Raw genomic sequence first — 19,000 nt, 5'->3', positions numbered from 1 at the left:
GATCGTTTCACCGGAAGCGCTTGGTCCCTGGTTTAAGGGGGCCGGGCGCTTCTGTTTTTGATGGTCCTTCTACCCCATTGTCCGCAGAGTCACGTTTTGTGGTGGTGGTTTTGTCGGGGTTGTTGGCGGGGGTCGATGTGGGGTGGCGGGATGAACCAGGGGGTTCCGTTTTTGACGTGGATTTTCCACTGTTCTTTGTGGATGAGGTGGTGATGGTGGGTGCAGAGGAGGACGCCGTTGTCGGTGCTGGTGGGTCCGCCTTGTGACCAGTAGGTGATGTGGTGGGCTTCGCACCAGGGTGCGGGGATGGTGCAGTTGGGGAAGGCGCAGCCTTGGTCGCGGGCGTTGAGGGCTTTGCGGATGTGGGGCGGGAAGATGCGGGTGGTGCGGCCGATGTCGAGGATGCGTCCTTCGGTGCCGAGGAGGACGGGGATGATGTCGGCGTCGCAGGCGATTTTGCGGATGGTGGAGGCGGTGACGGGGCCGGTGTAGGTGAAGGTTCCGCTGCCGGCGGGTGTGCCCAAGGGTTGGATGTCAGGTGGTGCGGTTGCGGGCAGGGGGTCGGGTTCGCTGGCCTGCCAGGTGTCTGTGGCGGTGCCCGGCTCGGGCCAGGGTCCGCTGGTCTGCCGGGTGCTGTCTGTTGGCCGGAGGTTGCGGGGGTGGTTCTGAGCGTAGCGGGGGCCGCGGCTGGCGGTGGTTTGGATGCTGTTGAGGAGGTCCCGGTGGTTGATGGTGACCATGACCTGGGGGCGGAGTCCGCCGGTGGTGGGCAGGGTGCCGGCGGTGAGGGCTGCCTTGCTCGCGCCGACGAGGCCGTCGAGGCGTTGCTGGGCGAGGGTGCGGCGGTCCAGGTCCGGTTCCGGGGCGGCGGCGTTGAATGCGGAGTCCAGGTCGACGGCGGCGCTGTCACTGTTGGCAGCGTTGTCACTGTTGGCAGCGTTGTCACTGTCACTGTCACTGTCACTGTCACTGCCGCTGTCAGGGCTGGTTCCCTCATCGCTGCTGTCACTCCCGCAGTTGGTGGTGTCCGGGGTGGTGGTGCGGGGGTTGGTGGCGGTGTTCATGACGGTGGTGAGGACTTCGTATTGGTCGGTGGTGGCTCGGATTTCGAGGTGGTGGAGGCCGCCGCGTTTGTGGTGGAGGAAGACGCCTTGGCGGTGGCGGAGGTTTTCTTCGGACGGTTCGGTGCCGTCCTGGTCGAGGGCGTCGATCCAGCGGTGGGCGATGCGGGTGAGGAAGTCGTGGTCGTTTTCGATCGCTGTCAGGGTGAGGTTGTGCTCCATCTCGGCCAGGGTAGCGGGGTCGGGGATGTGGCGGACTTTGTCCAGGGCGGTGGTGATGGTGGTTCCGGCGCGGGAGGAGATGATTCCGGCGGTGAGGGCGGCGGCGGTTTCTTCGTGTTCTGGTGGCATGGGCCGGCCGGTGAGTCCGGTGCGGGGGAGGGTGGCGTTGGCGAGGGCGAGGCGGCGTCGGGCTTCGGGGGTGCTGATCCGGAGCCGGGTGCGGAGGAACTCGGCGGTGTTCCGGGCTCCGTCATCGGTCGGGGACCAGGCCACCGCAGACGCAGAGGCAGGGGCGGCAGCTTCGGAGGGCTGAGCGCCAGGAACCGAGACAGGCTCGGGTTCGGGTTCGGGTTCAGTGCCCCAGCCGGTGGTCCAGCCGGCCGCGGGGCTGGCGGTTCCGGCGGCGTTGATCGCCTCGGTCCGTGTCCGGTCCACCGCGCCGGCGGCGAGCAGCTGGAGGTATTCGAGGCGTCGGGAGAGTTTCTCGGTGAGCTCCGCGAAATCGGCCGCCTGTAGGAAGTTGGCTGCGGCCAGCTCCTCCATCGCCGCATCCGTAACCGAGTCCAGCAGCGCCAGGGACGCCTCCAGGTCAGGTGTTGCCAGGGCCGGGGACGCCGGGCTGGCTGATGCCAGGGCGGGTGTCCCGGCGCGTGCGGTGGAAGAAACCGGGCGTGCGGTGGATCCGGCGCGTGCGGTGGCAAAAGCAGAGCCGGACCCCAAACGGTTGGCGGCACCGAAGCCGGCGGCAGCACCGCCGTCGGACGCGTCCCCTATAGAGCTGTCAGCCACGGAACCAGCCGAGGGAACGCTGCGAAGCCCGCCGCCCCGCAACAGAGCAGCCGCACTTAGACCGGAGACGTCCGTCCCGGCCGCGGTATCCGCTCGATCCTCCCCAAAGGCTTCCACAGGAAAACTATCTCAACAGGCTCTGACATTTTTACGGGTGATGAGGGTCACTGCGGGTGAAAAGGGAAAAGTGTTTGAAAAACTTTTAGAGCCGGAAAGTTCAGCCGCACCTCATCCAGGGCGCTGTACCTGCTCAGGGGTGGCGCACTCCGACGCCGGCCAGAATGTCGCGGTAGCCTTCACGGAAGGAGGGGTACTTGAACGAAAACCCTGTTTCCCGAAGCAGTGCATTGCTGCACCGCTTGTTGCCGCCACGCGCGTCGCCCAGAGAACCCGTCGGCGGAACATCCAACCCCAACTCAGCCGCCAAGAAACGCAGCACGTCGCCCAACTCGGCTGGATCGTTGTCCACGCCAACATACACCCGTGACGGCGCCTCAGGCATGCTGAGCAGATGCACGATGGCACCCGCGGCGTCATCGCGGTGGATCCGGTTGGTGTAGCGCGGTTGGTCTGGAATGACCGCGGAGCCAGTCCGAACCTGGTCGACGAGCCGGGTGCGGCCCGGCCCGTAAATTCCGCCAAGCCTGAGCACGACAGGTGAGGTTCCGGTTCCATCGAGCCGCTTCAGCAGGAGCTCCTCAGCCTCACGCATGACTCGGCCCGAGAACCCGCCGGGTTCCGGCGTCGTATTTTCATCGATCCATCCGCCTTCGGCGTCGCCGTACACGGCCGTGGACGAGACGAAAAGGACGCGTTCGGGGGCAACGCGGTCGCGTTCAAGGGCGTCGAGCACATGCGCCACGCCGTCCAGGTAGGCGCTTCGGTATGCCTCCTCAGCAGGCGCATCCGCTGCCACAGCAATGACGACGGCGGTGGTGTCCGCCGGGACATGCGGCAGTTCTGCGGTGCTTAGGTTCGCAGCGGTGCCCTCAATCTCAGCCGGCAGCTTGTCCGGCGATCGGCGCCAGCCCACCACCCGGTGCCCCGCAGCGGCGAACCGCAGACCCGCCTCGGTTCCCAGATCGCCGCAGCCGGCCAGAAGGATAGTCATCCCGGGCTCAGAGCGCCGGCACCGGGAAGAAGACCCGGGGGTCCTGCAGCAGCGCCGGGTAGTCGAATTCCGACCGGTCGATGATGTCGGTGACCTGGAAGTTGCGTCCGAAGCGCCCGTCGTCGAGCGTGATAGGACGGCCCACGACCATTCCGACGGCGAACCTGCTGCCGCCGTCGAAAGGCACGGCCACCGGCGACTTGCCCGGAAGCGTTGAGAAGGCTGCCTCCTGGCGCTGCCGTTTCCGGGACGGCTTCTTGACCAGCGGCTTGGCGGGGGCCTTCCGGGCGACCTTGGCGGGGCGGCGCGAAGTTTCCTGCGTATATACGAACTGGTAGTCGTCGTCGGAATCCCCGGCGGCGCCCGAACCAGCCCCAGCCGCCCCGCCGCCCGAAGCAACAGCAGAACCCTGAGCCGCCCGCCCCACGGCAGGAAGCCCCACCTTGTCCAGTTTCTCGGGGTCGCCGTGGCCGACGTGCTCGCGAAGAATCCAGAGAACCTCGCCTTCGGGATCCTCCGGCAGGAACTCGTGCCTGGGCTCCGGCCAGACGTACTCCAGCCCGTGCTCGGTGCCGGGGAACACGTCTTCGTAGAAGTGCGGGTCCTTGCGGATCAGGTTGGAGCGGTGGCTCAGGTGGAATTCGGGATCGCCGAGCCACGGTGGAAGCACGATCTTAGCGGCGTAATCCGGGTGCGCGGCCTGGGGTGCGAACTCACGGATGTTGTCCCGGGTGGTGTCGTCGAAGCCGCGCTTGGTCCATTCGTCCACCATCGCCAGGCCGTACATAGTGAGCGCAGGAACGTGCCCCATCCACATGCGGATGGCGGGGTGTGACTGCCACCCGTATTCCGGGATGACCAGCGCACGGAGTGTCTGCAGCGCTTCTACACGCTGCTTGCCGAGCCGGGGTGTGTCCAGCGCGGCCGCGCTTTGCCGGAAATCGGGATAGGGAAGGAAGGTTTGCATCCCTTCAGTCTGCCGTCCTTGGCGCCCTGTGCCAATTGAAGTGCCGGACGGCACAGTCAGCGGCCAAAATGGACAGCAGGGTGTTCACATAGTGGACCCATGCATACGGAAGGTTGATTAATCCACTAAGATATCCGAAACCTCAACAGCGTCTGGAAGCCACCTCATGACTCTTACCTCTCCCGCACCACTGTCCTCCGCCCCCGCGGAGGCGAAATCACACGCGTCACAGGAGCCTCAACTGTTCGTTCCGAAGTACGGCCAAATGCTGGGCGCCGACGCGAACGGGATCCTCGTTCTCGACGAGTTTACTCTGGACCCGGCTGCTGCGCGCAAGGACCAGCACCGTTTCCGCACCGCCCTTGCTTCCGTTGCGCTGACCCTGCGCCGCCTTGTGGCACTGCGCGTTTTCATTGCCGTGGTGGCCGTCGCCAACCTGCCGCTCTTCCTGATGTCGACCGGTTGGTGGATCTACGCCGTGTCGCTGGGCCTGGTGATCGGCGTCCACGCCGCCGTGAACTGGCTGAACAAGCACGAGCCGCGCGTCAAGCAGCGCCACGAACTTGAGCTGCACCTGCACCGCGAACGCAGCGACAACTACCGCAAGGTGCGCGACGCCGTGAAGTTCGTCGTCGACAGCCCGGCCCGCGTCAACGAGCACCTCTACCTCGAGCTTCTGCACGCCAAGCGGGTTGCCCTGCACCTCGCGTCCGGCACCGTCGCCCTCCTGGACACCAGCGACGACGCCGCCTGGAAGGTGCGCATCGTCCGGGAACTTCCCGCCGCGGTCTAAGGCCGAATACTGACGCTTCCAGCCGTCACGCTATAGAGAATAAATAACGACGCCGGGCGTCCCCACTCAGGGGGCGCCCGGCGTTGTCGTTTCTAAAGACAGACACAACGACGCCGGGCGGCCCCTCGAAAGGGACCGCCCGGCGTCGAGCTTTAAGGCAGTGCCGCTACGCGGCCTGACCAGGCAGGTTAGGCAGGGAGCTGCAGAACCTGGCCCACGAACACCAGGTTCGGGTTGCTGATGGTGTCAGCGTTGGCGTCGGCGAGGTGCTGCCAGCCGCCGTGGATGCCGAGCTTGTCGGCGATCTTGCTCAGGGTGTCGCCATCCTGGACGGTGTAGGTCTCGCCGCTCACCGCGATGGCGGCAGCGTGACGGGCCTGGACGGGAGCCTGGGCTACTTCGGCCACCGGGGTCTGGGCGACGGGAGCGGTCTGGACCGGTGCAGCCTGGACCGGCGCGCTCTGCGGCAGGATCTGCGGTGCAGGGGCGCCACCGCCACCGTTCAGGCCCAGCTTGGCGGAGCAGGCGGGCCATGCGCCCCAACCCTGGCTGGCCTGGACCTTTTCGGCCACGGCGATCTGCTGGGCTCGGGAAGCGTTCTGGGGCGAGCCGGTTCCGCCGAAAGCGGCCCAGGTCTGCGGGGTGAACTGCAGGCCGCCGGAGAAACCGTTGCCGGTGTTGGTGGACCAGTTGCCGCCGCTCTCGCACTGGGCGAGGGCGTCCCAAGTGGACGCGCTGGTGGCGGTGGGCGTTGCAGCGTTGGCAGCAGTGGCGGATAGTGCCAGCGTTGCGGCGGAAACGGCGGCCAGGGTGACTCCACGGCGCGCGGCAGTGCTAAGAGTGGACTTCTTCATTTGGGATGCTCCTGAGGCCACCCGCGCTCGGTCCGTCCCCGGACGTTTTCGCGCTACTGCCCGCCCCTGACGAACTAGAGGTCATTTCGGTGTCCGCCGGCCGGGCAGTAACTGGTGGTGGCGGCACCGGGCATTCAAGGGCCCGCGTGCGCGGGCATGTGTCCCACCCTAAAGGTGTTGCGCGCCGTTATCAAATCGAGATCTTTATTGACAGTAAAGCAGTTAAGAGGCACTCCGGCCGAGCGCGGAAGCCAGGTACTGCGCCGTTCGGCTGTCGGGTGAACCGGCGACGGCGGCCGGCGTTCCGGAGGCTACGATCTTGCCGCCCGCGTCCCCGCCGGCCGGCCCGAGATCGATCACCCAGTCCGCTTCTGCCACCACGTCCATTTCGTGCTCCACTACGACCACGGTGTTTCCCGCGTCGACGAGCCGATGCAGCTGGGCCATGAGGAGCCGGACGTCTGCCGGATGCAGCCCTGTGGTGGGCTCGTCCAGCAGGTACAGGGTGTGGCCGCGGCGGGCACGCTGCAGTTCGGTGGCGAGTTTGATGCGCTGGGCCTCGCCGCCGGAGAGTTCCGTGGCGGGCTGTCCGAGCCGCAGGTAGCCCAGCCCGACTTCCCGCAGCGTCTGCAGGCTGCGGGCGGCTGCGGGAACGTCCTGCAGGAATTCGGCGGCGGCGTCCACGGTCATGCCAAGGATCTCGGCCACGTTCTTGCCGCGGTAGGCGACTTCAAGGGTTTCCGGGTTGTAGCGGGAACCGTCGCATTCCGGGCACGGGCCGTAGCTGCCGGGCAGGAACAGCAGCTCGACGGCGACGAATCCCTCGCCCTGGCAGGTCTCGCAGCGCCCGCCGGCCACATTGAAGGAGAAGCGTCCGGCGCCGTATCCCCGCGCCCGGGCTTGATCCGTGGCGGCGAATTCCTTGCGCACGGCGTCGAACAGTCCGGTGTAGGTGGCCAGGTTGGACCGGGGCGTGCGGCCGATCGGTTTCTGGTCCACCGTCACCAGCCGGTCCACGTGTTGCAGGCCGGTCACGGTTCCGACGCTCAGCGGGGTGCCGGGTTCGACGGCGTCCAGGGGCTGGTCCTCGCCGGTGCCGGGAACCTCGGTGCCCGCGTCTCCGTGCAGTTGCGATCCAACTATCTCGGCCAGAACGTGGCTGACCAGCGTCGACTTGCCCGAGCCGGAGACTCCGGTGACGGCGGTCAGGACCTGCAGCGGGAAGGACGCGTCGAGGCCGCGGAGGTTGTGGCGTGTGATGTCGTTCAGTTCCAGCCATGCACCGGGATCCCGACGGCGGCCGGTTCGCGCGCTGCTGTCAGGCTCGCCGCCGTCAGGCGTGCCACTGGGAGCCGCGCTGCCGTCACCCGCGCCGCTGTCAGAGCTATCCGGCACGAGGAACGGACGCGTGACGGAGGCCTCCACGGCGGCGAGGCCGGCAACCGGGCCGCTGTAAAGCACTTCGCCGCCGCCCTCTCCAGCCCTCGGCCCCACGTCCACAAGCCAGTCGGCGCGGCGCACAATGTCCATGTTGTGTTCCACCACGAACACGGAGTTGCCCGATGATTTGAGCTGTTCCAGCACAGCGAGCAGGGGCTCGGCGTCGGCGGGGTGCAGCCCGGCCGACGGCTCATCCAGCACGTAAACGACGCCGAACAGCCCCGAGCGGAGCTGGGTGGCGATCCGGAGGCGCTGCATTTCGCCAGGGGAGAGGGTGGGCGTCGACCGGCCGAGGGCGAGGTAGCCGAGGCCCAGATCCAGCAGGACCGTGATCCGCTGCAGGAGGTCGCGCGTGATGGCCACGGCCACCTCGTTGCTTTCGCCGGAGGACAGCTTGCGGGAGGCGGTGCCGGCGTCCTTTAGCTCGGTCGTCGGGCGGATGATGTCCGCCAGTTCGGCCATCGGCACCGCGTTGAGTTCGGCGATGGTCCTTCCGGCGAAGGTCACGGCCAGGGCCTCCGGTGTGAGGCCGCTGCCGCTGCACCGCCGGCAGGGGCCGGTTTCCATGAAGCGGAGCACCCGTTCGCGCATCGTGTTGCTCTTGGAATCCGCGAGCGTGTGCAGCACGTGGCTCTTGGCGCTCCAGAACTTGCCCTTGTACGGTTTGGCCACGCGGTCGCGCTGAGGGGTGATTTCCACGACCGGCTGCTCTTCGGTGAAAAGGATCCAGTCGCGGTCCTCCCGGGGCAGCTCGTGCCAGGGGGTGTCGACGTCGTAGCCCAGGTGGGTGAGGATGTCCCGCAGGTTCTTGCCCTGCCACGCCGTCGGCCAGGCGGCGATGGCCCCGTCCCGGATGCTCAGGGACGGGTCCGGGACCAGGGAGGCTTCGCTGACTGTGTGCGCAACGCCGAGGCCGTGGCACTCGGGGCATGCCCCCGCGGCAGTGTTGGGCGAGAAGGCGTCCGAGTCCAGCGTGCCGGCACCGGCAGGGTAGCTGCCGGCGCGCGAGAACAGCATGCGGAGCGAGTTGGACAGCGTGGTCACCGTTCCCACCGTGGAACGGCTGCTCGGTGTCCCGCGGCGCTGTTGAAGCGCGACGGCGGGAGGCAGCCCGGTGATCATTTCCACCTTGGGATTGTGGCCCTGCTGGATGAGGCGGCGGGCGTACGGCGCCACGGATTCGAAGTACCGGCGCTGGGCTTCGGCGTAGATCGTGCCGAATGCCAGCGAGGACTTGCCCGATCCCGATACGCCGGTGAAGGCGACGATGGCGTCGCGCGGGACGGCCACGTCCACGTTGCGAAGGTTGTTCTCGCGGGCACCGCGCACCCGGACGAAGCCGTCCGCGGAATGGTGGGCACCGATGGCATGGGAACCGGGGCCGGATTCCAGGCTCCAGTCCAGATCGGACAAGGGGTCAGCATACTCTTCAGTCCGCATCTGTTCGACTCTAGCGGTCATGGCCGGTCCGGGGACTATTCTGTCGGGGTGAACACTTACGACGCCGCAGCCGAACCGGTCGATTCCGCTGCTCTTTCAGGTCAAACCGGGCCTTCAGGTCAAACTGCGCTTTCAGAGGAAGAGGAGCTGGCGGCGACCCCCTCGCGGATGCCTTTGGCGGAGCTCCACCTTCACATCGAGGGGACCCTGGAGCCGGAACTGATCTTTGCGCTCGCTGAACGGAACGGGATCGAGCTGCCGTACGCGAACCTGGACGAGCTGCGGAGCCGTTACGAGTTCACCGACCTGCAGTCGTTCCTCGACCTGTACTACGCCAACATGGCCGTGCTGCGGACGGAGCAGGACTTCGCGGACATGACCCGGGCCTACCTGGCACGGGCCGAGGCGGCCGGGGTACGGCACGCGGAAATCATGATGGATCCGCAGGCGCACCTCTCCCGCGGGGTCTCCCTGGAAACGTGCGTCAACGGCGTGGCCTCGGCGCTCGCCACCTCCGAGGAGGAGTTCGGCATTTCCACGCTGCTGATCGCCGCCTTCCTCCGCGATCTCTCCGAGGACTCGGCGCTCGAGGTCCTGGAAGGGCTTCTGGCGATGGGTGCGCCGATCGCCGGCATCGGCCTGGATTCCGCAGAGGTGGGCAACCCGCCGTCGAAATTCACGCGGCTGTTTGCCCGGGCCGGCGAAGCAGGCCTGCGGAAGATTGCGCATGCGGGGGAGGAGGGCCCGCCGTCGTACATTGTGGAGGCGCTGGACGTCCTGGCGGTGGAGCGGATCGATCACGGGATCCGGTGCATGGAGGATCCCGAGCTCGTGGAGCGTCTGGTCACTGACCGGGTACCGCTGACGGTCTGTCCGCTGTCCAACGTCCGGCTCCGCGCCGTGGACATGCTGGCCGCCCATCCGCTGCCGGCGATGCTGGCTGCCGGGCTCAACGTCAGCGTGAACTCGGACGACCCGGCGTACTTCGGCGGCTACGTGGACAACAACTTTGCCCAGCTGGAGTCGGTTCTGGGGCTGTCCGAGTTCGACCGGGTCAGGCTGGCCGCGAACTCGATCAGGTCGTCCTTCGCCAGCGAGGAGCGGAAGCAGGAACTGCTGGCCGAACTGTCAGGCTAAGCCGCGCTGTCGGGCTAAGGCTCGGGCGGGTTGGCCGGCCCGCTTAGAGCCGGAGCCGGCGCACCAGTCCGGATGATCCACCAGCCCAGCGCCGCCACCACCAGACCGATCGGGATCCCGTAGGGCGGCAGTCCGGCGTTGTAGCCGAGGAATCCGGCAACAATGAACGCCACACCAAGCCACCAGGGGAACATGCCTGAGCGCCAGCCGGTGATGCCGAAGACCATCCAGCCCAGGGCGAAAAGCACGTAGCTGGAGAGGCCCCCGACCGCCAGCATGCCGGATCCTCCGGCGAGGATCGCGCCGGGGGCGACGTCGGCGATCCAGGGGGCCGCGAAGCCGTCGAACCACATGTTGCCGGCCATGTCCAGGGTGCCCACCAGCGCGAAGCAGAAGCCGACGGCGCCCCTTCCGCCCGCCCGGTCGCCGAGCCTGAAGTAGACGGACACCAGCGCGAGGGTGAGCCCAATGAACACCACCCAGTACAGGGCGTTCGTGACCTGGAAGGGCGTCTGCCGCATCATCTCGATCCGGTCCAGGCTCCGGTCGGCCGCGAGCAGGCGCGCCACGTCCACTGCGGCGAAGACAAGGCCCGACGCCAGGGCTATGGAACCGGCGGCTCTTGCTAGTGGTGAGGACATTGTTCCTTCTGGGGGTATGGGGTTACCGGTTCCTGGATGGGAGCGCGGGCGCCGTTCGCACGGTGCCAATCGCACGGTGCCAAGCCCCAGCGCCAACGACCCGCCGCCGTTCACATGGGACGCATGCCGAGCGGAAAACGCCCGACGGCGGTGGCAGAGCGAGGTGCCTTGCGCCACGCCCGGCGGTCCAGCACCACGGTGGCAAGAACCGCCAGGACCACCACCAGGAAGTAGATCAGCTCGGCGCGGCCAGCGGCGGCGGCGCTGAAGCCGAAGGAACCAACGGTGAAGGTGCCTTGGCTGTTGTGGAACAGAAGCGTCAGGAGGACGCTGCCGCCGGTGCGGTTGAAAAGCCACACGTAGAGGAACGTGATGGCGAACGTCGTCGGCAGACCGATCGCGCTTAGGCCGCCGAAGAGGACCAGCGGCAGGTGCCACAGCGTCACGAGCACACCGAGGATCGCCGCGGACAGCAGCGGCGGACGCGATGCCTGGAGCAGGGGCAGGGCGTAGCCGCGGAACCCGGGCTCTTCGCCCAGTGGTCCGTCCAGCGGATTCACCAGCCTGACCGCGAACACGGTCAACAGACCGCCCCACGTCAGCCGTCCCAGGCCGGGGGCGGCGGCGCCGAGTGCCATGGCGACCAAGCCGGTAACCAGGACGAGTGCTGCAGGGAGGAGGAGTGCAACGGCGTACCAGATCCACCCGACACGCCACCGGATCAGCCGCTGTCCCCAGGCACGGAACCCGGGGCGGCCCTCGGTCAGGGCTATCACGAGGACTGCCGCGGCAAGCGGGCCCACCGGCAGGAATTCCATTCGCGGCATCAGCCCGGCCGCGAAGAACGGCCACGAGGCCCAGGAAATTGCGTAGGCCAGGATAAAGAAAGCCAGAAGCCTGTGGTGCTTTAGCCACCCCATTGAACGGCCCATTGCGGCTCCAAACGGTCTGCAGATGCTCCAATTGTCCGCCCCGTCGGCGTCGATGCGCCAGCAGGCAGGACCTAGGCAGGACCTAGGCCGGACCTAGGCGGGGCCGCCCAGCCCGGCAGGGGGTCGAATGCTTGCAGGCGCCTTCCATAACTGCTAGTCCTGTGAGGGAGGCAAAACTGCGGCGATGGTGCCGCGGACAGCAGTACCTGGACGATGCCGAGTCAAGGAGAGTGCAGCATGCCGCGCAAGAACCCAGACGTTGAAGAGGCGGACGAGAAGGACCTCGAGGTAGGCAAGCCGAAGGAGTGGGCCGCCGGCATCCCGGGCGTCCTGCACTCGATGCAGCCAGCCATCAAACATATGGGCCTGGCCAGGTCAGAGAAGACGCTGCTGGCCCTGAACCAGAAGCACGGCTTCGACTGCATGAGCTGCGCCTGGCCGGACCCGGACCACCGGAAGACTTTTGAGTTCTGCGAAAACGGGGCCAAGGCGGTCACCTGGGAAGCCACACCGGTGGTGATTGAGTCGGACTTCTGGGCGGAGCACCCGGTCAGCGAGCTGCGCCAGAGAACCGAGTACTGGCTCGGGATGCAGGGACGCCTGACGGAGCCGGTGTACAAGCCGGCAGGGGAAGACCATTACCGTCCCGTGAGCTGGGACGAGGCATTCGGGATTCTGGGCCGAAAGCTTAACGGACTGGCCAGCCCGGACGAGGCCGCCTTCTACACGAGCGGCCGGACGTCGAACGAGGCCGCCTTCATCTACCAGCTGTTCGTGCGGGCCTTCGGCACCAACAACCTGCCGGACTGCTCCAACATGTGCCACGAATCGTCCGGCTGGGCGATGGGCCAGACCATCGGCATCGGCAAGGCCACCATCACCTATGACGACTTCGCCAAGGCGCAGCTCATCATCATCATGGGGCAGAACCCGGGCACCAACCACCCGCGCATGCTCACCGCGCTCGAGGAGGCCAAGGAGGCGGGCGCCGAGATTGTGGCCGTCAACCCGTTGCCGGAAGCCGGGCTGCTGCGGTACAAGAACCCGCAAAAGGTCAAGGGCATCATTGGCCACGGCACCGACCTCGCGGACCAGTTCCTGCAGATCCGCGTTGGCGGCGACATGGCGCTGCTGCAGGCCATTTCGAAGCGGGTCCTCGACGCCGAGGCGAAGAACCCGGGGACCGTGCTGGACCACCAATTCCTCGAGGAGCACTGCGAGGGCCTGGACGAACTCAAAGCGCATCTCGACGGGCTGGACGACGAGGCCGTCCTGGCCGCGACCGGGCTCCGCAGCGACGAAATCGACGAGCTTGCCGCCCGGTACCTGCGAGCCGACCGGGTCATCATCACGTGGGCCATGGGGATCACCCAGCACAAGAAGGGTGTGGCCACCATCAAGGAGATCATCAACCTTCTTCTGCTGCGCGGAAACATCGGTAAGCCGGGCGCCGGCGCCTCGCCGATCCGCGGGCACAGCAACGTGCAGGGGGACCGGACCATGGGCATCTGGGAGCAGATGCCGCCCGCCTTCCTCGACGCGCTCGGCAAGGAGTTCAGCTTCGACCCGCCGCGCGAGCACGGGGCTGACGCCGTGGAGACCATCCGGAGGATGCGCGACGGCGGGATCAAGGTTTTCGTGGCACTGGGCGGAAACCTGGTGGCCGCCATTTCGGACACGCACGCTGCCGAAGCGGCAATGGAGAACACCGACCTCACCGTTCAAATCTCCACGAAGCTGAACCGCTCGCACACTGTGACGGGCAGGGAAGCCCTCATCCTGCCCACCATGGGTCGCACGGAAATCGACCTCCAGGAGTCCGGTCCGCAGTTCGTTTCCGTGGAGGACACTGTTTGCGCTGTTCATCCCTCGGCCGGGCGGGTGGAGCCCGTTGCACCGAACCTGCTGTCCGAGGTGGCGATCGTCTGCCGGATCGCCCGGGAGACGGTGGCGGGGAAGTCCAGCGCGGACTGGGAAGGGTTCGAGAAAAACTACGACCTCATCCGCGAGCACATTTCCCATGTGGTGGCTGGCTGCGAGAACTACAACGACAAGATCCGGCAGGAAGGCGGCTTCGTCCTGCCCAACGGCCCGCGCGATTCGCGGACCTTCCCCACGCCCACCGGCAAGGCCATGCTGACGGTCAATCATCTGGAGAGCATCGATCGGCCGGCCGGCACGCTGATCCTGCAGTCCGTCCGCTCGCACGACCAGTTCAACACCACCATCTACGGACACAATGACCGCTACCGTGGCATCAAAAAGGGCCGCGACGTGGTGTTCGTCAGCCCCGAGGACATCGCCGAACTTGGCCTCAGCGACGGCCAGTTCGTGGATATCCACGGCGTGTATGAGGACAACGTGGAGCGGGTGATGAGGAAGCTGCGCGTCGTTTCGTATCCCACGGCCAGCGGCTGCGCGGCCACGTATTACCCGGAGGCCAACGTGCTGGTGCCCCTGGACAGCGTCGCGGAGGGAAGCAACACGCCGGCGTCCAAAGCTGTGCTCGTGCGGTTGGAGCCCAGCGCGGAGCCTGCCTAGAGCCCGGCGCTTCCTGACGGGGGCTTCCTGGCGGCCCGGTCCCAGAGCGCCCGTCCCAGAGCGCCCGTCCCAGAGCGTGGGGCTACTGGGCGGTGCTTGACCAGCCTTCGCTGTCAGGGCCGCCTTCGGTGCCGTGCTCACACAGCCGCAGGGCGACGTCGGCCGCCGCTTGCACGGCCTCCTGTGGTGACGCGCTGCTGCCGTGTGCCCGGAGTCCGGCTGCGTAGCCAACCAGCAGCGCAGTGACAGGAGCGGCCTGTCCGCTCACCGCGCGGGAAGACTCGTCGGCCAAGCGATCGACCAGTTGCTGGTCCACTTTGAGATCCAGGATCTGCAGCGCCTGGGTGAGCCGCTGGCTCCAGTGTGCGAGGTCCTGGTCCGTGGCGCCGATGCCGGCCGCTCCGGCGGAGGCGGTGCCGCCGTCGCCCTCGGTAATGCCTGTCATTGGACTCCCTTCCTGTTCGTCTCTTGCTCCGTTGGTGCTGTTGCCCCCGGCGGGCGTTCTAGGTGTCTATAGAGGACATGTGCGGGTAGCGCGCCCCTGCGGCGGCTCCCGGCGGGGCAAGTTCATCAAGGCGGGCAAGGTCGCGGGCTGAAAGCTCGACGGCGGCCGCGCCCATGTTCTCGGCCAGGCGTTCGCGCTTCTTGGTGCCGGGAATGGGGACGATGTGATCGCCCTGCGCGAGCAGCCAGGCCAGAGCGAGCTGTGCCGGACTGCACTGCTTCTCATCTGCGAGTTCCTTGACCCGGTCCACAAGCTGCAGGTTCCGGGTGAAGTTTTCGCCCTGGAAACGGGGAGAGTGCCTCCGGAAATCGTCCGCAGCAAAGTCGTCGGGGCTGCGCAGCTGGCCGGTGAGGAAGCCACGGCCCAGGGGGCTGTAGGGCACGAAACCGATTCCCAGCTCGGCCAGCACGGGGAAGACTTTCGTCTCCGGCTCCCGCTCCCAGAGGGAATACTCCGTCTGCAATGCGGTTATCGGATGGACGGCGTGCGCCCGGCGGATGGTGTCGGCGCTGGCTTCGGACAGCCCCAGATAACGCACCTTGCCGGCCGCTACGAGCTCCGCCATCGCTCCGACGGTGTCCTCGATCGGGACGGTCTTGTCCACCCGGTGCTGGTAGTAGAGATCGATGTGGTCCACGCCGAGTCGCTGCAGGCTGGCGTCGCAGGCGGCACGGACGTAGTCGGGGCGGCCGTTGATGCCCACCCAGGACCCGTCCTCCCGACGCTCATTACCGAACTTCGTTGCCAGGACCACATCGGAGCGCCGGCCCGCGATGGCCCTGCCCACCAGCAACTCGTTCGTGAACGGGCCATACATGTCTGCGGTGTCCAACAGGGTTCCGCCGGCGTCCAGGAAGGCGTGGATCGTGGCGATGGATTCGCTGTCATCGCCGGTTCCGTAGAACTCGCTCATGCCCATGCAGCCCAGGCCGAGACTGGAGACGGAAAGTGAACCAAGTGTGCGGGATTCCATGGGGCTCTCCTCAGGTAGGTTGCGGGAGTCGCTCAGGGAGGTGCGGTGTAGTCGCCACTATAAGCCGATTCGCGGCGTTTTTGCTCCACTTTCGTGGTGCCGAGACGCCGCCCGCCCCGGGTCTCCCGCATGCTGGCGCGGTTTTCCCGGTGGCTGGCGGCGGTGCTGCCTCCTGAAGTGGTGCAGAAATGCGCTGCAACCTGACGCGCGGAGTGGGCAACTGCTACGGCGTCGGGCTGCCGCCGTTGACGTTTAGGGTCTCGCCGACCACGAAGCTCGACTCCGCCGAAGCCAGGAACACGTACGCCGGGGCGAGTTCGGCAGGCTGTCCTGCACGGCCCAGGGGAGTGTCCTTGCCGAACTCGGGCAGCGCTTCCTTGGGCTGTCCGCTGCTGACCTGAAGGGGTGTCCAGATCGGCCCGGGAGCCACGGCGTTCACGCGGATGCCCTTCGGCGCCAGCTGCTGTGCCAGTCCCTTCGTGAAGTTGTTGATGCTCGCCTTCGTGGTGGCGTAGTCCACGAGCGTTGGCGACGGGTTGTAGGCCTGGATCGATGTGGTGTTGATGATCGTGGAGCCGGCGGGAAGGTGCGGAACCGCGGCCCGGGTGAGCCAGAACATGGCGTACACGTTGGTCTTCTGCGTGTGGTCGAACTGCTCGTCGGTGATGTCGCCGATGTCCTCCTGTGCCACCTGCTTGCCGGCGTTGTTCACGAGGAGGTCCAGTCCGCCCAGTTCCTGCAGTGCGGTGTCCACCAGCTTCTGGCAGGTTGCGGCGTCCTTGAGGTCGCCCGGCACTTTCACGGCCTTGCGGCCGGCCTTTTCGATCAGATTCGCGATCCTGGCGGCGTCTTCCTCCTCCTCGGGAAGGTAGGAAAGCACGACGTCGGCCCCTTCCCGGGCGAACGCGATCGCCGTCGCTGCACCGATGCCTGAGTCGGCGCCCGTGACGATTGCCTTCCTGCCGTCGAGGCGTCCGGTGCCGCGGTAGGTGTCCTCACCCAGGTCGGCCTTGGGTTCAAGCTTGGCGTCCAGGCCGGGCTCGGGCTGGTGCTGCTTGGGTGGCTCGATGTGCTCGTACGCGGTGACAGGATTCTTGAACGTGTACTGGTCGGTCATGGTTCTCCTCCAGATGGTGTTGAACGTGGACAGGATCATCGTGCTCTGGCGGTGCTGGCATCGGGGTAATGCTAAGCATGCTTACCGTCTACCCTAACGAGACGCTGGTGGTGCCGCCAGTGGTGCCGCGATTCGAATTGCGAGGGCAGGCATTCGACTGCGAAGGGCGTGCGGCAGCCTCTTCCGCGGGCTGCGTCACCTCATTAGGCTGGCAGTCCCAGCCCAGGCGAGCTGTCGCCCGCGGCGGTCCTCATGAGTAAAACCGGCACGCGGTAACAAGTACGCGGCAACCAAGGAGTGAAGGCGATGGACGACCAGGACATTCTGCAGCGCATTCAGGCGCTGGTTGACGAAGAGCACCAGCTCCGTGAGCCGGCGGCGTCGGGCCCGGCCAGCGGCTCCGGCCCGGCCAGCGGCTCCGGCGGGGACGGCTCGGGTGGTGACGAGGAATCCCAGCGTGAACGCCGCGCCCGGCTGCGGCAGGTGGAAGAGGCGCTGGACCAGTGCTGGGATTTGCTGCGCCAGCGGCGGGCGAAGGCGAAGGCCGGCGAAAATCCCAACGAGGCGGATGCCCGGCCCGTCAATGAGGTGGAAGGCTACGTGCAGTAAGGAGTGCGGTAGCTACTGTTCCTGGCCGCTGTGCAGTCCGTCGTCACTGCTGTCTGCGGAAGCCGCGTCACCGGTGTCGTCGGACAGGTCCATGTTGCCGCGGGCTTCCTCCATGGTGGGCCCGCCGGATGGGACGTTGTAGCGCTCCGGGCGGATGCCGTGCGACTGTTCCTCGATGAGCGCCTGCTCTTCGCTGAACCGGATGGCGTTGGCGTCATCCCCTGCGTCGCCAGGACCGTCGTCGCGAATCTTCGACGGGTCCGGAACGATAAAGCCGTCTGCCTTGCTGCTGTGTTCACTCACTGAACTCATCCCTTCCGAATAGTGCCTCGTTATGTATCGTAAGCCTACTTGCTATTTCCGGGGCCAGAAAATGTGAGGGTAGGCTGGTCGCCGCAAACCTCCAAAAACCGAGATTTCGGCCTCAATTCAGGTGTAATCCCCGTCATAGTCGGTCACGACACACAATGTTTACCGAACAAAGTCGCCAGATTCCCCCAGTACTTGGCAAACTACTGGGGGAACAATCGCTCTGTAAGGGGAACCATGCGCAAGACTGCCGCCGAAAACACCAACATCCGCCTTAAGGCCGTGCTGGACGTTCTGGCAGAGGGGGTGTTGTCCGGTGAGTCGCAGAACGCCGGCGCCGTGCTGGCTGAAGCGCTCGTTCGGGTTCCGCTGAACGCCTACGAAGCTGAACTTCTCAGCGGTGGCATTCCGCGTGGCCACAAATCGCTGACCACCGCCACGGCCAAGCTGGTCAAGGCCGGCTGGCTGGTTAAGGGACGCTCCGGCTGGACCATCACCGAGGACGGACAGCGGGCAACAGTCGCTTTCCCGGACGCGGCCAGCTTCTCGGCTGCGCTCGACGCCGGTACTCCGGTCCCTGCCGGCACGCCCCTTCCGGTGGCCGCACCTGCCAAGCCTGCAGCCAAGAAGGCGCCCGCTAAGGCCGCCGCCGCAAAGGCCGAGAAGGCTCCGTCCAAGGCAGCGAAGGTTGTCGACAAGGCGGCCAAGCTGATCGAGGATGCCGTCGCTCCGGTGGCCAAGGCTGTCCGGAAGAAGGCAGAGGCTGACGCCGAAGCGCAGGCTCCCGCCGTCGAAAACTCCGTGGAGACCATCGACCAGCCCGCCGCCGTGGCCGTGGCCGGCGACTTCAACACCCTGCTGGGCGCCCCGGAGAACTGGGCGCCGCAGTATGACGAAGCACAGATGAAGCTGGACGAGCTGGACCAGCTGTGGAAGCTCTCGGCTGAAATCCCGGCGGGCTACTACACCTTCAAGATCGCACTCAACCGTTCCTGGGATGAGAACTACGGCGCGTTCGGCGCGTTCGATGGTGCCAACCACGAACTGCACCACTCCGGCGGCCAGCTCACCATCCGCTACAACCACCGGACCCGGGACATCACCGTCAACTGACTCCATCGGCCAAAGCCCCGCCGCAGCACCACGCTGCCGCGGGGCTTCGCTGTTCGCAAGCCTGTCGAGCACGGAGCCGCCGGTCCCTGTGCCGTTGGTCGAGCCTGTCGAGACCGAGGCCGCCGGCGCTACATTGGTTCCATGACTGACTCGAAGGCAGCAGACCCGGACAGTGTCCGCCTCACCGCACGCGTCACGGGAATGGTCCAAGGTGTCGGCTTCCGCTACTGGACCGCGCGCAAGGCCGACGAGCTGGGGCTGACCGGTTCGGTCAGGAACGACGACGACGGTTCGGTCGCCGTCGTCGCGGAGGGTCCGCAGCCGGACATCGTCGAATTCAGGCGTTGGCTGGGCTCATCCCAGGCGCCGGGCAGGGTTGCCCACGTCGATGAGAAAGTCTCCCCGGCTAAGGGCGGATTCAGGAGCTTCCAGGTCGTCGGCTGAGT

The 19,000-nt window shown here is 66.6% G+C and carries 17 protein-coding genes; 6 read left to right on the top strand and 11 right to left on the bottom strand.

Translation table 11 applies throughout. The features are described 5' to 3' along the window. Positions 1-89: 89 nt before the first annotated feature. From AC57BR_RS02240 to AC57BR_RS02230, 3 genes are all read right to left on the bottom strand, one after another. Complete coding sequence (locus AC57BR_RS02240; RefSeq protein ID WP_496358147.1) at positions 90-2,189, bottom strand: HNH endonuclease signature motif containing protein; 2,100 nt, start codon at positions 2,187-2,189, stop codon at positions 90-92. 133 nt (positions 2,190-2,322) lie between these two features. Next, a complete protein-coding gene (locus tag AC57BR_RS02235; RefSeq protein ID WP_496358146.1) occupies positions 2,323-3,183 on the bottom strand; it encodes an SDR family oxidoreductase in 861 nt (286 codons plus the stop codon). A gap of 7 nt (positions 3,184-3,190) precedes the next feature. After that, a complete protein-coding gene (locus AC57BR_RS02230; RefSeq protein WP_496358145.1) occupies positions 3,191-4,150 on the bottom strand; it encodes an MSMEG_6728 family protein in 960 nt (319 codons plus the stop codon). 265 nt (positions 4,151-4,415) lie between these two features. Between AC57BR_RS02230 and AC57BR_RS02225 the strand changes: the two genes are divergently transcribed. Then, positions 4,416-4,943 carry a hypothetical protein gene (locus tag AC57BR_RS02225; protein ID WP_496358277.1) on the top strand — a complete coding sequence of 176 codons (528 nt, stop codon included), beginning with the start codon at positions 4,416-4,418 and terminating at the stop codon, positions 4,941-4,943. A 188-nt stretch (positions 4,944-5,131) separates the two neighbouring features. On the opposite strand, the gene AC57BR_RS02220 is transcribed toward AC57BR_RS02225, so the two are convergent. Together AC57BR_RS02220 and AC57BR_RS02215 are read right to left on the bottom strand one after the other, a co-directional pair. Continuing rightward, positions 5,132-5,797: a transglycosylase family protein gene (locus AC57BR_RS02220; protein ID WP_496358144.1), complete on the bottom strand. Its 666-nt coding sequence runs from the start codon at positions 5,795-5,797 to the stop codon at positions 5,132-5,134. A gap of 222 nt (positions 5,798-6,019) precedes the next feature. After that, positions 6,020-8,677, bottom strand: a complete 2,658-nt coding sequence (locus AC57BR_RS02215; protein ID WP_496358143.1) for an excinuclease ABC subunit UvrA — start codon at positions 8,675-8,677, stop codon at positions 6,020-6,022. 168 nt (positions 8,678-8,845) lie between these two features. On the opposite strand from AC57BR_RS02215, the gene AC57BR_RS02210 reads away from it, so the two are divergent. Continuing rightward, positions 8,846-9,814 (top strand): adenosine deaminase, encoded by a 969-nt coding sequence (locus tag AC57BR_RS02210; protein ID WP_496358276.1) that lies wholly within the window; start codon positions 8,846-8,848, stop codon positions 9,812-9,814. 14 nt (positions 9,815-9,828) lie between these two features. Here AC57BR_RS02210 and AC57BR_RS02205 read toward each other — a convergent pair whose 3' ends face one another. Together AC57BR_RS02205 and AC57BR_RS02200 are read right to left on the bottom strand one after the other, a co-directional pair. Then, on the bottom strand, positions 9,829-10,455 hold the full coding sequence (locus AC57BR_RS02205; RefSeq protein ID WP_496358142.1) for a hypothetical protein: 627 nt from the start codon (positions 10,453-10,455) through the stop codon (positions 9,829-9,831). Positions 10,456-10,565: 110 nt separating this feature from the next. After that, entirely contained in the window at positions 10,566-11,387 is an 822-nt protein-coding gene (locus AC57BR_RS02200; protein ID WP_496358141.1) for a CPBP family intramembrane glutamic endopeptidase, read from the bottom strand. A 237-nt stretch (positions 11,388-11,624) separates the two neighbouring features. On the opposite strand from AC57BR_RS02200, the gene AC57BR_RS02195 reads away from it, so the two are divergent. Further along, positions 11,625-13,928: an FdhF/YdeP family oxidoreductase gene (locus AC57BR_RS02195; RefSeq protein ID WP_496358140.1), complete on the top strand. Its 2,304-nt coding sequence runs from the start codon at positions 11,625-11,627 to the stop codon at positions 13,926-13,928. Between the two features lie 82 nt (positions 13,929-14,010). Here AC57BR_RS02195 and AC57BR_RS02190 read toward each other — a convergent pair whose 3' ends face one another. The 3 genes from AC57BR_RS02190 to AC57BR_RS02180 form a co-directional block, all read right to left on the bottom strand. Beyond that, complete coding sequence (locus AC57BR_RS02190) at positions 14,011-14,373, bottom strand: DUF6457 domain-containing protein (RefSeq protein WP_496358139.1); 363 nt, start codon at positions 14,371-14,373, stop codon at positions 14,011-14,013. 58 nt (positions 14,374-14,431) lie between these two features. Then, positions 14,432-15,406, bottom strand: coding sequence for an aldo/keto reductase (locus AC57BR_RS02185; protein ID WP_496358138.1), 975 nt, complete (start codon positions 15,404-15,406; stop codon positions 14,432-14,434). Positions 15,407-15,629: 223 nt separating this feature from the next. Next, positions 15,630-16,523, bottom strand: coding sequence for a glucose 1-dehydrogenase (locus AC57BR_RS02180; protein ID WP_496358137.1), 894 nt, complete (start codon positions 16,521-16,523; stop codon positions 15,630-15,632). 306 nt (positions 16,524-16,829) lie between these two features. Here AC57BR_RS02180 and AC57BR_RS02175 point away from each other — a divergent pair, with 306 nt between their 5' ends. Further along, positions 16,830-17,132 (top strand): DUF2630 family protein, encoded by a 303-nt coding sequence (locus tag AC57BR_RS02175; RefSeq protein WP_496358136.1) that lies wholly within the window; start codon positions 16,830-16,832, stop codon positions 17,130-17,132. A gap of 12 nt (positions 17,133-17,144) precedes the next feature. Here the strand turns inward: AC57BR_RS02175 and AC57BR_RS02170 are convergent, their stop codons facing one another. Beyond that, a complete protein-coding gene (locus AC57BR_RS02170; protein ID WP_496358135.1) occupies positions 17,145-17,444 on the bottom strand; it encodes a hypothetical protein in 300 nt (99 codons plus the stop codon). A gap of 234 nt (positions 17,445-17,678) precedes the next feature. Here AC57BR_RS02170 and AC57BR_RS02165 point away from each other — a divergent pair, with 234 nt between their 5' ends. Together AC57BR_RS02165 and AC57BR_RS02160 are read left to right on the top strand one after the other, a co-directional pair. After that, positions 17,679-18,554, top strand: a complete 876-nt coding sequence (locus AC57BR_RS02165) for a pullulanase X25 domain-containing protein (protein ID WP_496358134.1) — start codon at positions 17,679-17,681, stop codon at positions 18,552-18,554. A gap of 141 nt (positions 18,555-18,695) precedes the next feature. Beyond that, entirely contained in the window at positions 18,696-18,998 is a 303-nt protein-coding gene (locus tag AC57BR_RS02160) for an acylphosphatase (RefSeq protein ID WP_496358133.1), read from the top strand. Positions 18,999-19,000: the final 2 nt, after the last annotated feature.

The sequence above is a fragment of the Arthrobacter sp. BGA-UO-ETr-C19 genome (assembly GCF_059568005.1).
The sequence above is the reverse complement of the archived record's forward strand: the minus strand, read 5'-3'. Positions and strand labels throughout refer to the sequence as shown.